General features: G+C 63.8%; 9 protein-coding genes. 3 read left to right on the forward strand and 6 right to left on the reverse strand.

The window, feature by feature from the left end; translation table 11 throughout:
• Positions 1-10 precede the first annotated feature (10 nt).
• Complete coding sequence (locus ISS97_RS01685) at positions 11-955, reverse strand: DegV family protein (RefSeq protein ID WP_379987575.1); 945 nt, start codon at positions 953-955, stop codon at positions 11-13.
• 232 nt (positions 956-1,187) lie between these two features.
• Between ISS97_RS01685 and ISS97_RS01690 the strand changes: the two genes are divergently transcribed.
• A complete protein-coding gene (locus ISS97_RS01690; RefSeq protein WP_379987576.1) occupies positions 1,188-1,973 on the forward strand; it encodes an AMP nucleosidase in 786 nt (261 codons plus the stop codon).
• Between the two features lie 160 nt (positions 1,974-2,133).
• Here the strand turns inward: ISS97_RS01690 and ISS97_RS01695 are convergent, their stop codons facing one another.
• The 5 genes from ISS97_RS01695 to ISS97_RS01715 form a co-directional block, all read right to left on the reverse strand.
• On the reverse strand, positions 2,134-5,208 hold the full coding sequence (locus ISS97_RS01695; protein WP_379987577.1) for a TonB-dependent receptor: 3,075 nt from the start codon (positions 5,206-5,208) through the stop codon (positions 2,134-2,136).
• Positions 5,209-5,782: 574 nt separating this feature from the next.
• The gene (gene grxD, locus ISS97_RS01700) at positions 5,783-6,706 is read right to left on the reverse strand and encodes a Grx4 family monothiol glutaredoxin (protein WP_379987579.1); all 924 of its coding nucleotides are present in this window, start codon (positions 6,704-6,706) and stop codon (positions 5,783-5,785) included.
• An 86-nt stretch (positions 6,707-6,792) separates the two neighbouring features.
• Positions 6,793-7,650 (reverse strand): UDP-2,3-diacylglucosamine diphosphatase, encoded by an 858-nt coding sequence (locus ISS97_RS01705; protein WP_379987580.1) that lies wholly within the window; start codon positions 7,648-7,650, stop codon positions 6,793-6,795.
• A 109-nt stretch (positions 7,651-7,759) separates the two neighbouring features.
• Positions 7,760-8,362 carry an SGNH/GDSL hydrolase family protein gene (locus tag ISS97_RS01710; protein ID WP_379987581.1) on the reverse strand — a complete coding sequence of 201 codons (603 nt, stop codon included), beginning with the start codon at positions 8,360-8,362 and terminating at the stop codon, positions 7,760-7,762.
• Positions 8,363-8,371: 9 nt separating this feature from the next.
• Entirely contained in the window at positions 8,372-9,610 is a 1,239-nt protein-coding gene (locus ISS97_RS01715; protein WP_379987583.1) for an aminotransferase class I/II-fold pyridoxal phosphate-dependent enzyme, read from the reverse strand.
• Between the two features lie 316 nt (positions 9,611-9,926).
• Between ISS97_RS01715 and rsgA the strand changes: the two genes are divergently transcribed.
• Positions 9,927-10,982 (forward strand): ribosome small subunit-dependent GTPase A, encoded by a 1,056-nt coding sequence (rsgA, locus tag ISS97_RS01720; protein WP_379987585.1) that lies wholly within the window; start codon positions 9,927-9,929, stop codon positions 10,980-10,982.
• Between the two features lie 28 nt (positions 10,983-11,010).
• The gene (locus tag ISS97_RS01725; protein ID WP_379987587.1) at positions 11,011-12,282 is read left to right on the forward strand and encodes a flavohemoglobin expression-modulating QEGLA motif protein; all 1,272 of its coding nucleotides are present in this window, start codon (positions 11,011-11,013) and stop codon (positions 12,280-12,282) included.
• Positions 12,283-12,405 lie beyond the last annotated feature (123 nt).

The following is a 12,405-nucleotide window of genomic DNA, read 5'->3' on the forward strand; positions in this document are numbered from 1 at the left end:
CGCCGCCGGCTCAGAACTCAGCTACGTGTTCTTCGGCGGCAAAGCCCAGGGTCACGGCGCCTTCGCCGACGTTGACCATGCCGGTGATGCTCATCGGCGCTTCCATCAGCTCGACGCCGCACTCCTCGCAAGCCGCGCGCAGTCCGGCGTAGCCAGGCAGCTTGGGCAGTTCGGCCAGGTCGCCGCCATAGCTCACGCAAACCACCGGCACCAGCAAGCCGGCATGCACGCGCTGCGCGGCATAGTTGAACAGGGTTTCGGCACCGTGTTCGAAGCCACGTACTTTGCCGACCGGGCCGGTGTCGCCACGGTAGCCACGCAATAGCGGCTTGATGTCCAGTGCCGATCCGAGCATCGCGCTGAACAGGCCGACGCTGCGGTCTCCCTTTTTCTTGGCGCGCGCGCGCAGGTAGTACAGATCGCGCGGCAGCATGTAGCCGTAGGAGTTATTGGCGATGTGGGTGAGCCGCTCGCGGATGGCTGGGGCCGATTCGCCGGCCTGGATCAGCCGTGTGGCTTCGACGATACACGGCGCCGCACCGGCGAACAGGTTGCGCGTGTCGATCACTCGCATCAGGAAGGGACCCGGGATGCCTGCTTTATCGCGCACTTCGCGGTAGTGCTTGAGCACGCCGAAACTGGCCTTGATCACATGGTCGTTGATCGGGCTGCGGGTAGCCGTAATGGTGAGGCAGAACACGCAGTCCTGCTCCAGCACCAGCTTGTCCAGGAACAGCTTCTGCACCTCTTCGACCGAGCAGGGTTCGGTTTCGGCGGAATGGCTGCGGTCGCCCAGCTTGCGGTCGAGGAAGCGGTGGATCTCGGTCTGGCTGCGGTTGTCCAGGAAGACCTCGTCGTCGACCCGGACCGTAATCGGCATCACCGCGATGCCGTGTTCCTGCAAGAAGGCCTGCGGAATATCGCAGGACGCATCGATAGCCAGCCCCATGCGCATCAGTTCTTCTCCCCCTCGATGATGGCGGGCGCAACATAACATGGGGCGAGCGGGCTGCCGACTGGGTCACACCGAGGCGGCGCCGGTGGTGACCATGGTCGCTGCGGCAATCCATACAGGGCCAGGCAAGCCGCAACCGGTAGTATAGGCAGGATCAACTGGCATATCGCCGGCGTGGCGTCGCCGGTAACGCGCAGCGGAAGGTTCCCTGCGCCGACCTCAAGGGGTCTTAATGAAAGACAAGCATGAAATCGTCTCCAACTGGCTGCCGCGCTATACCGGCACGCCGCTGGAGCAGTTCGGCGAGCACATTCTGCTCACCAACTTCGGCCATTACGTGGACCTGTTCGCGGAGTGGCACGGCGTGGAGGTGCAGGGGCGCGACAAGCCCATGCCCAATGCCACTGCCGACGGCATCACTCTGATCAACTTCGGCATGGGCAGCCCCAACGCGGCCACCGTGATGGACCTGCTCAGTGCGATCGAGCCCAAGGCCGCGTTGTTTCTCGGCAAATGCGGCGGCGTGAAAAAGAAGAACGCGATCGGTGACCTGGTGCTTCCCATCGCCGCCATCCGCGGCGAAGGCACGTCCAACGACTACCTTCCGCCGGAAGTGCCAGCGCTGCCGGCGTTTCAGTTGCAGCGTGGTGTGTCCACCATGATCCGCGACCTCGGCTACGACTACTGGACGGGCACGGTGTACACCACCAATCGCCGCGTGTGGGAGCACGACGAGGCGTTCAAGGAGTATCTGCGCCGCACGCGTTGCATGGCGGTGGACATGGAAACGGCCACCATCTTCGCGGCGGGCTTCGCCAATAAGATTCCGTGCGGCGCGCTGCTGTTGGTGTCCGACCAGCCGATGATTCCGGAAGGCGTAAAGACCGAGGCCAGCGACCGCAGCGTGACGGCGCAATACGTGGAGCGCCACATCCGCATCGGCATCGAGGCGTTGAAGCTGGTGCGCCGCAATGGCCGCAGCGTGAAACATCTGCGCTTCGAGGAAGGCGTGGAGTGAATCCCCGGCCGATGCGTCGGGCGCATCGGCCATTCCCCCGAATAAAACTCCCGAATAAAAAAAGGGCTGCCAGCGAGGCAGCCCGGATTGGGGAGATTCCAGCTGTTTTTGGTGTGGAACCCCCGTCCAGAGGCTCCACACACTTTGTTGATGACTTAGCTCAGAGCGAGAAGTCGTAACGCGCGCCGAGGCGGACGTAACGCGGATCCTGGAACGAACGCGGGCGGAAGCAGTTGATCGAAGTGTTGCCCGACGGGTCTTCGCAGGATTCGAACAGCTGGGTCACGCGCTGCTTGCCGAGCAGGTTGAAGACATCCGCCGACAGGGTGAGCTTGTGATCCAGGAAGGCCGGCTGCCAGGCAGCGCTTACGTTGAACGTGTAGGTCCAGGGCGTGCGGCCGCGCGAACCACGCGACGAGGGCTGGCCGTTGCACCAGAAATAAGCCGCACCGTAACCCATCGGATCACCACCCGCCGACAGCGGACGGGCACCGATGCAGCTGACCGGTGTGCCGGAGGCAATGCGGGTCACCGTCGAGACGCGCCATTCCGGCGTCGGCTGGTACATGCCGATGATACGGAACTGGTGAGTCTGGTCGTTGGCCAGTGGACCATTGGTGTTTTCCATGACCTCCGGGAAGTCCCAGCTCTCGGTGGTCGACACGTCGGCCTGCACGATGTCGGAATCGAGCTGGCCTTCCGAGTTGCCGTAGCTGCGCGAGAAGGTGTACTCGAACTTGCCGTACCACTTGTCGCTGAACTGATGCTCCGCATACATGTCGAGCATGTAGTAGCGGCGCTTGGCGTGCGGTTCGCCGATCTGGGCCGCGTTCAGCGGAACCTCGAGGTACTGGCCGGGCGAGGGCGACAGTACGAAGGTACCGTGGTTACCCGGGTTGTACAGCCAGCAGCCCGTACTGGCGTTGAGGCCGGCAAGTACTTGGTCATGCAGGCCATGCGCATCGCCCCAGGCCTGCAGCGGACGCGAGTCGCAGTCGTCGTCGATCAGGTTGCGCAGGATGCGGAACATGGCCTTGGCGCCAACCGTCCAGTTGTTGGGCAGCTGCTTGTCGAAGCCCAGGATGTATTCGTCCTGGAAGTAGGTCTTCATGTCCTTGATGGAGACGGTCTTCGCATCCGGAGGCGTACCGTTGGCGCCGTTGGCGAAGAACGTACCGGAGAACGGCTTGCCTACGCTCAGGCCCGTCGGAATGCCAGTGACCGGGTCGATGCCGGTGAAGCTGTAGTAGGTCGTCGGGAAGGTCGATGGACCGGCACCGCGCACGGCCACGCTGGTCGGCAGGCCAAGGTGGTAGCGGCCGGCGTTGCCGTAAATCTTCAGGCTGCTGTCGCCATAGACGTCCCAGGAGAAGCCCAGGCGCGGATCGAGCTGGTTGCGCTCTTTCGCATAAGGCTGGCCGACGCCGTTGTAGTTGGTGAACTGCTCATTGCGCAGGCCAAGGTAGGCGTGCCAGCGATCGGTGATCTGCCAGTTGTCTTCGATGAATTCCGAACGCTGCGCGGTGCGCGCCGAGGTGCCGGTGCTCAGGCCCGTGGATTCGACGTACCAGCCGTTCGGGAAATCCGCTGGGTTGTACAGGCTCGGGCTGAGGCCGAGGTTGACCAGTCGGTTGACAATGGCCTGGCCGTTTCCGACGTCGAAGTAGCGATAGCCAGTGCCGCTGACGGGCGCATTGCCCCAAGTGGCGCGCAGGTTGTAGTTGTCCATACCGGCACGCAGATCATGGCCGCCCAAACGGTATTCGACGTTGAAGCTCCAGCCTGAGGTGCGGTCGCGCGAACCTGGCATCAGGATGGAGCCATTGCCGAAGCTGCAGCTTGGCGCTGGATTGCTGGATGCGATAGCGCGGTTGTCGGTGATGGTCGGACAGGCGGTGCCGCTACTACCCGTAAGCGTCTGGACATGATCTGAATTGCTCTTGCCATACATGGCGTTCAAGGTCAGATCGTCCGTGATGTAGCCGGTGTAGTGGCCGATGTAGATGTTGCCGCCCGGCGTGCCGTTGGTCTGGGTGCCGTTGTAGTTCTTGGTGTACTGATGACCGAGGAACTTGGTGGTCTGACTGGTGAGGTAGTTGTAGCCGTAGATCTGCGAGTCGGTCTGCTCGTCGTCGCCGATGCCGGTGAACTCGAGGATGTGGTTATCGGTAATGTTCCAGTCCAGCTTCACCAACCAGCGGCTGATCTTGTTCTTGTCGTTCTGGACGGTAGATCCTGCGGTCTGCGCGGTGTAAGCCTGGTCCGTCGAATGGATCGCGTCGGCTGCGCCGAAGAAGAACAGCTTGTCCTTGATCAGGGCGCCGCCGATCGAGCCGGAATACTGCAGCTCGTCGCGGTCGCGGCCGGCGAAGCCATTGCCGATCTGGTACAGCGTGCCGTTGCGGCGACGCACATTGCGTGGCTCCTGGGACAACTGCTCCGGCGACCACAGCACCTGCACATCGCCCTTCCACTCGTTGGTACCGCGCTTGGTCACCACGTTGATTACGCCGCCGGTAGAGCGACCATATTCAGCGCCGTAGCCGCCGATCAGCACCTGCTCCTGATCGATGGCGTCATACGGCAACTGACGCGAGCTCACGCCTGTCAGCGGGTTGGTCGCTGAAAAACCGTTGATGTAGTACGAGTTCTCGGAGGCCGACGAGCCACCGAACGACAATGCGTTGCCGTAGCCACGGGCTGCGGGAACTGTGCCAGGCGCAAGCAAGGCGACCGAGCTGATCGAGGTGCGGGCGATTGGTAGTTTTGCGAGCTGGTCGGCGGTGACCACCGCGCGCGAGTCCACCGATGACACGTCGATCGCTGGCAGTACATTACCCACGACCTGCACAGCGCCGAGGTTCTGCGCGTTGGCGGCGCTGGCCGCCGATGTAAAGGAGACCTCGGTACCGCTGCTGATGTTGGTCTGCACGCCAGTACGGCTACTAATAACCTTGCCGTCCTTGACGATCGACACGGAGTACACGCCGATAGGCAGCGAGGCGGCGCGATAGCGGCCCTGTGAGTCAGTGGTGAGGTCGCGCTTGAGACCAGTCTGGGTGCTTTCGATGTGGACGGTTTCACCCGGCTCGGCCTGGCCGAAGATCACGCCTGTCGCGTTGGACTGGGCAAACGAAGCTCCGCTGGCAAGGCTGAGGCATAGCGCCACGGCAAGGGCTATCTGGCGTCGTGGCAGTGCGTAACTACCGGAACGGTTGGCGTTGCTGGAAGTCATGGTCAAACCTCGGTTGATGATTGTTCTGGCTACTGAGCGATGTCATCGAACCGGAATGCCGCCCACGGCAAAGCACGCATGGACGCGTTCTGCTCCGCCATGCGAAGTGCCAGCCCTGGTAGGTCTACTCCCCCGATTCGTCCGGATGTCCCCACACCCGGAGGCTTGGTCAGGCAGAAACGCCGTGACTAATGGCCTAGATCGAAACTACGAAGGGGGTAATTGTTATGCAATGGTTACAGTGTGAAGGCAAAACCTTGCGATTGGCCTCTTGGCCTGTTTTTTGCGCCGCAGCATCTTGTTTGAATAGTCGAAATATATTGCGAAATAGCGATATATCTACAGCTTCGCGTAAGTATTAAGCAAAATCATGTGCTCTGATTTCGCCCGAATTTTCGTTGACTCGATGAATCGAGATGCTTATGTGAAGGTGTCATCCGACATTTATAAATGAATCATGAACAGGTGGTCGTGATTTAAAAATTTTCTGCTCCGAATTTCCACGGTTGTCCGGTCTTTCGAGACAAAAAAACGGGGCCGAAGCCCCGTCTTCTCACTGGCAATGAGCGACCGCTCAGTAGCGAGGCACGCTGGCATCGATCTCCGCCGCCCACGCATCCATACCGCCCTCGACGTTATAGATGTTGCCGAAACCGTGCGCCGCGAAGCGCTCGGCCACGCCGCGGCTGGAAACGCCGTGATGGCAGATGAAGGCGAGGTGGGTGTCCTTGGGCAGGGCGGCCAGGGCCTCATAACCCTCATCCTCAAGCACACGGGCCTGGGTCAGCGGCGCCGCCTGGGCGCGGCCGTGGGCCGGGCGCACGTCGATCAAGGTGATGTTGCCAGCGGCCAGGCGGGCCTTGAGTTCTTGCACGGTCAGGGACTTGATCTCCTGGGCGCCGGGAAATTTCAGGCTCAGGCCTTCGCCCTGCACGGTGGATACCCAGTCGATCACGATGCCCTTGGCGCGCTGGGCGCTGCCCGGGTCGAAATGCACCTCGATGCCGTTGCTGCTGACCACGATGTCGTGGTCGCCGGCCGGCGCCAACTGGAAGCCGGCGCTATGGTCCGGACCGATCTCCAGGTGCAGGGCCAGCCCCTGGGCGTTGGTCGTGCCCTGGCGGATCGCCTCGGCGGCCTTGTCGGTAATGGTGATTTCCGGCGGGGTGCGGTCTGGCGCGGCGGCGCCGAACAGCTGGTGCAGCTCGCCGCTACCGTACATCTGGCGAATGATGTCGGCGCCGCCGACCAGCTCACCTTCCACATAGAGCTGCGGAATCGTGGGCCAGTCGCCGTAAGCCTTGATACCCTCGCGGATCTCCGGATCTTCCAGCACGTTGACCGTGTGGTATTCCGGCAGCAGTTCATTGAGCGTGTTGGTGGCCGCGGCGGAGAAACCGCACATCGGCTGTTGGCGGGTTCCCTTCATGAACAACACCACGCGGTGGCTCTTGAGCAGGGATTCGATACGGTCGCGGGTGGCGTTGTCGAGGGACATGAGGGACTCCGGCAAAGGGGTTTAATGATACGCCCCCTCCATATGCCGTCGTCGCCGGAGTGCTTCAAGCGCTCCGGCGACGGAATTCAGGCTGCGGGCCGCAGTTCCGCCAGATCGCGCCGATGCCGGGCCAGCGGCGCCAGCGCCAGCGCGGCGGCCGGGGAAGGTAGCACCAGTTCGCGGCTGGCGCGGCCGAGGGCTGCGGGCTGCTCGCTCCAGTGGATCAACTCCATGGCGCCGGTGTGGTCCTCGACCAATGCGGTGCAGTGTTCCACCCAGTCGCCGTCGTTGAGGTAGAGCACGCCATCCATCTCACGCACGTGGCCGAAGTGGATGTGGCCGCAAATGTGGCCGTCGAAGCCGCGTTCGCGCGCATCGTCGGCCACGCGGTTCTCGTACGCGCGGATATACGCCAGCGCCTTGCCGATATGCGATTTCACGATGATCGACAGTGGCAGGTAAGGCAGCTCCAGCCGCCGCCGCATGGCATGCACGCGGCGGTTGGTCCAGCAGATGAAGCGATGCATCACTTCACCCAGATGCAGCATCCAGGTGCGGCCGACCTGTTCGGGGTCGAACTCGTCGCCGTGGCTCACGTGGTAGCGCCGTCCATCGGCGCCTTCATGCACGGCGTCCAGTGCGATGCGCACGCCGCCGAAGCTCTGTCCGGCCAACCCGCGCAGCGGGGCATCGTGATTGCCAGGTATGTAGGTCACTTCGACGCCGCGGCGGGCCATATCCAGCACTTCGGCCAGCACGGCGCCGTGGTCGGCATGCCACCAGGTGCGGCGTGCCAGCGACTCCATGTCGATGATGTCGCCGACCAGATAGAGCTTTTCGCAACGCAATTTGCGCAGAAAGTCGAGCAGGTAGCCGGCCTTGCAATCGGGCGTGCCCAAGTGCACGTCGGAGATGAAGGCACTGCGGCAGTGGTAGGTCGCCATGGCTGTCTCTCCCGGTGTTATCCGGGATGTCAGTGTGGTGCGCTTGCGTCACCGTGCGATGGCGGAATGGTTGCAGTGTTGTTGCGCTGCGCCAAGGCGGCGTGATGACTTAGAGCGAGGCGAGAGCGGCCTGGGCGGCCGGCAAGGCCTGCTGCATCCACAAGGTGTATTGCGCGGCGGAGGGGTGCAGGCCGTCGTCGGCGAGCCGGCCGGGGTGCTGGCGCGATAGCGGAGTGATATCGACCCAGTGCGATCCGGCACGCCGGGTCTCGTCGCGGGCGATCGCGTTATACGTATCCAGTTCCGTAGCGATACGGGCCACATCCCTGCCGCTGTTATGGGCAAATGGTGTGACGCCCCAGTCCGGGATCGACAGCACCACCAGTCGCTGCGGGCGCATGCCGGCCAGGGCGATGGCACGGTCGCGGAGGCGAATGAATTCTTCGCGGTAATTCTCCGCGCTGCGCCCGCGGTACTGGTTGTTGACGCCGATCAACAGACTTGCCAGATCGTACGGCGGCGAAAAGCTGGCGGCGTCCATCGCCGTCGACAGCTCGTCAGTGGTCCAGCCGGTGACGGCGATGATCTGCGGATCGCCCAGCGGCACACCTTCGTCGCGAAGACATGCGGCCAGTTGCACCGGCCAGCGGCCGTTGACGGGCACGCCTTCGCCGATGGTGTAGGAGTCGCCGAGTGCGAGATAACGGAGCATCGCGCGGGGTCAGGCCACCGCGCGGGTTTTTTGCTCGCTGGCCATGCGTGCCAGCACGCGCTCGATGCGCACGAATACCTCGCGCATCTGGTCCGGCGGTGGCAGCAGGGTCAGGCGCAGGTGTCGGCTGTGCGGCACGTTGAAGCTGCTGCCCGGTACTACCAACACTGATTCCTCTTCCAGCAGGCGCAGGGCGAAGGCGTTGTCGTCGAATTCGGCGAGGCGATCGGCGCGCACGCGCGGGAAGGCGTAGAGCGCGCCACCCGGTGCGACCAAGTCGAGGTAATCGCTGGCGGCCACGCCTTCAAGGATCATGCGGCGCGCCTCGTGCAGGCGGCCACCGGCGCTGGTCAGGCTGCCGATGGTGGGGGCGGTTTCCAGCGCGGGGAGCACCGCCCATTGCGCGGTGACGTTGGCGCACAGGCGCAATGCTGCGAGCAATTGCAGCGCGTCGCGGTAATCCGCCGTGCGTGAAGGATCGCCCGACAGGCTCATCCAGCCCACGCGATAGCCGCAGGCGCGATGCACCTTGCTCAAGCCGCCGAAGCTGACGCAGGGCACGTCGCCGGCAACTTCAGCCAGTGGCTGGAACTGCGCACCGTCGTAGAGGATTTCGTCATAGATCTCGTCGCACAGCAGCAGCAGGCGATGGCGCGCCGCGATCTCGACGATGCGTTCCAGCAGCTCGCGCGGATACACCGCGCCCGTGGGGTTGTTCGGATTGATCAGCACCAGGGCGCGAGTGCGCGGTGTGACCAGCGACTCGATCTCGGCCGGGTCGGGCAGGTGCCCGTTCTCGGCCAGGCAGCGGTAATAGCGCGGCTTGCCGTCGTTGAGGATGGTGGCGGCGCTCCACAGCGGATAGTCCGGGCTGGGCAGCAGCACTTCATCGCCGGGCTGCAGCAGGGCGCGCAGGCTCAGGTCGATCAGCTCGCTGACACCGTTACCGATAAAGATGCGCTCCACTTCCACGCCGCGCGCACCGCGGAAACGCTGCTGGGCAGCGATGGTCTCACGCGCCTCTTCCAGGCCTTGCTCGTGGCCGTAGGCCTCGCTGTCGCGCAAATGCTGGCCGATGGCCTCGCGCAGATGCGGCGGCGTTTCAAATCCGTAGCGACCCGGGTTGCCGATGTTCAACTTGATGATGGGCAGGCCGGCGGCTTCCAGCTCGCGCGAGCGCCGGGTGAGTGCGCCACGGATTTCATAGCGCACGTCCGCCAGGTGCGCACTGGGTTTGATCGAGGCCAAGGTTCGCGTCCTTCGGGTGCTTGGCGGCCCTTGGGGTGGCCGCTGTTATCTGTTTGGGCATGCTAGCAGCGTCATGCTGCACTGCGCGAGGCACATAAAAGCCGGATTCCGGGCGCGCGGAGCCTGTTCACGGCCTTCGCGTAGCCCGCGCCGGGATCTGTTTGCGCGCAGGGCGAGGAAGAGGGAGGGCGTGGTCCGTACACAACCGAGTGATGACGCTGCCCTGCGCGCAAACAGATCCCGGCCCGAAGGGTTGAATCGCCGTGGGCCACGCGGAGGCCGTGAACAGGCTCCTTGGGCAGGGCATAATCGCCGGATGAGTGAGGCCGAGATCATCGAACGGTTGCGCCGCGTCGGTTGGCGCGGCGATGCCCTGCCGGGCGGTGGCCTGCGTCTGGCCCGTGTGGTGGCGCAGCACCGGGCCGGCTACGAATTGCACGACGGCGAATCGCTGTTCGGTGCCCAGCCGGCCGGCTACTTCCTCAAGCGCAGCCTGGATCCATCGGAGCGTCCCGCCGTGGGCGATTTTGTGGAACTGGAGCCGGGCACCCCCCCGCATATCGTCAAAGTGCTGCCGCGCCGCACCGTGCTGTCGCGTGCGGCGGCCGGCGAGCGCTACGAACGCCAGATCATCGCGACCAATATCGATTACGTGCTGGTGTTGACAGGCCTGGACGGCGACTTCAACCCGGCCCGTATCGAGCGCTACCTCTCGCTCACCGAGGACTCGGGTGCGCAGCCCGTGGTGCTGCTCAGCAAGCTGGATACGCGCGTCGATGCCGACGAACTGGTGCAAGCCCTGCGTTCCCGGCTGCCGGCCGGCACGCCGGTGCATGCCATCAACGGCAAGGACCCGGCCAACGTGGCGGTACTGACCCAATATCTGCAGCCCGGCGACAGTGCCGTACTGGTCGGTTCGTCGGGTGCGGGCAAATCCACGCTTACCAATACGCTGCTCGGTACCGATCGCATGGCGACCAGCGAGGTGCGCGCGCATGACAGCCGCGGCCGTCACACGACCACCCATCGCGCTTTGCTGCAGCTGCCCAGTGGCGGCTGCCTGATCGACACGCCCGGCATGCGCGAACTCAAGCTCACCGGCGAGGAAAATCTCGACCTGTTCGCCGATATCGAAGCGCTGGCCGAAACCTGTCGCTTCGCCGATTGCGGCCACGGCAGCGAGCCTGGCTGCGCCGTGCAGATTGCACTGGATAGCGGCGATCTGTCGGCCGAGCGCTGGCGCAACTATCTGAAGCTGCGCGATGAGCGCGAGGAACAGGCCGCGACGCTCGAAGCCCGCCTTCGCCGCCAGCGCGGCGGCCGGCCACCGACCAAGCCGCATAGCCAGCGCGGCACGCGCGAACGGGAATAGGGCGGCCAACGGGTCGATGGAGATAGCCATGAACGCAGCCACCCCTCTTGCCCCTGAATTGCAGCGCTACGCGGACCTCGACCAGCGCCTGCTGGGCGCCGTCAAAGGCATCCGCATCCTGCCTACCGTGGCATGGCCGGCCACGGTCGAGAACCGCATGATCGAGGCGTTTGGCAAGGGCCAATACAGCCTGCCGGAAGTGAGCTACCAGCGGCCCGATCTCTCCGAGGCACGTGCCGAACTCGCGGCGATCGAGCGTGAGGCCGGACATGACGATCCGATGGGCGAATACCTTTGCCGCACGGCTGAATCCTGGCGCATTGCAGCGGAGATGCTGGAGGCCGTAGGCACTGCGGAAGTTACGGCGCCCTCCATCGTGTTGTATGGCCGGCCTGGCGATCCGATTCCCGGCAGCGACCGCAGCAACCTGGACGCGGCGCGCTACTTCGTGGAGCTCTCGGATGAGCTTGGCGCTGATCTGCTCGCCGACGACGTCAGCACCAACCTGCCGGCCGACGTATTGCGCGCGGATTTGGCCAAGACGCTGGATGACTTTTTCGGTGCTGGCACCATCAGTGTCGAAGTGGACGACGAGTTGACCGCCAAGGCGGCGGCCGGTGCCACCCGCATCCGTCTACGTGGCGGCACCAGCTTCAGCGAATACGACCGCCACCAGCTGCTTGCGCACGAGGCCTTCGTGCACTCGCTGACCGCTTTGAACGGTCGCGCCCAGCCGGTGCTGGCCTCGCTGGCGCGCACGTCGCCCCGCGTCACGGCCACTCAGGAAGGGCTGGCGGTATTCGCAGAGCTGATGTCCGGCGCGATCGACATCGCGCGGCTCAAGCGCATCAGCCTGCGTATCCTGGCTATCGATATGGCGCTGAGCGGCGCCGATTTCGTCGAGGTCTACAAGTACTTCAGCAATTGCGGACAGAGTCCTGGCGACAGTTTTCACTCGGCGCAGCGTGTGTTTCGCGGCGTGCCGCTGACGGGCGGCGCGGCCTTTGCCAAGGACAACGTGTACCTCAGTGGTTTGCTTACCGTGCACACCTTTTTCCGCTGGGCGCTCAAGCAGCGGCGCATGGACATGCTGCGGCATCTGTTTGCCGGCAAGTTGTCGTTGCATGACGTGATCAGTCTGGAGCCGCATTTCGAATCCGGGGCCATCGCTCCGCCGCGCTGGTTGCCGCCGTGGATGCAGCATGTGCATGGTCTGGCGGGGAAGTTGGCGTTTTCGCTGTTCGTCAATCGCATCCATATGGGGCGGGTGCAGGCGGATGCGCTTTCGTTGAGTCTTTGAGTGGCTCTGTTTTTCTCTCCCATCCTTCAGGAGAGTTCGGTTTTGCCGCGCACTCGCCTACTTCGTCATCCCTGCGTAGGCAGGGATCCAGTGGTGGTGTGCTTCGGTTGTGGCGTCTGCGTG

The organism is Dyella koreensis, assembly GCF_044904565.1.
In the GTDB taxonomy this organism is placed as follows: Bacteria; Pseudomonadota; Gammaproteobacteria; order Xanthomonadales; family Rhodanobacteraceae; genus Dyella_D; species Dyella_D koreensis.

Excerpts from the sequence above, each read along its gene's own strand:
- ISS97_RS01710 (WP_379987581.1), bottom strand. The coding sequence starts at position 8,362 with ATGCTCCGTTATCTCGCACTCGGCGACTCCTACACCATCGGCGAAGGC.
- ISS97_RS01685 (WP_379987575.1), bottom strand. The coding sequence starts at position 955 with ATGCGCATGGGGCTGGCTATCGATGCGTCCTGCGATATTCCGCAGGCC.
- ISS97_RS01695 (WP_379987577.1), bottom strand. The coding sequence starts at position 5,208 with ATGACTTCCAGCAACGCCAACCGTTCCGGTAGTTACGCACTGCCACGA.
- grxD (WP_379987579.1), bottom strand. The coding sequence starts at position 6,706 with ATGTCCCTCGACAACGCCACCCGCGACCGTATCGAATCCCTGCTCAAG.
- ISS97_RS01690 (WP_379987576.1), top strand. The coding sequence starts at position 1,188 with ATGAAAGACAAGCATGAAATCGTCTCCAACTGGCTGCCGCGCTATACC.
- ISS97_RS01705 (WP_379987580.1), bottom strand. The coding sequence starts at position 7,650 with ATGGCGACCTACCACTGCCGCAGTGCCTTCATCTCCGACGTGCACTTG.
- rsgA (WP_379987585.1), top strand. The coding sequence starts at position 9,927 with ATGAGTGAGGCCGAGATCATCGAACGGTTGCGCCGCGTCGGTTGGCGC.
- ISS97_RS01725 (WP_379987587.1), top strand. The coding sequence starts at position 11,011 with ATGAACGCAGCCACCCCTCTTGCCCCTGAATTGCAGCGCTACGCGGAC.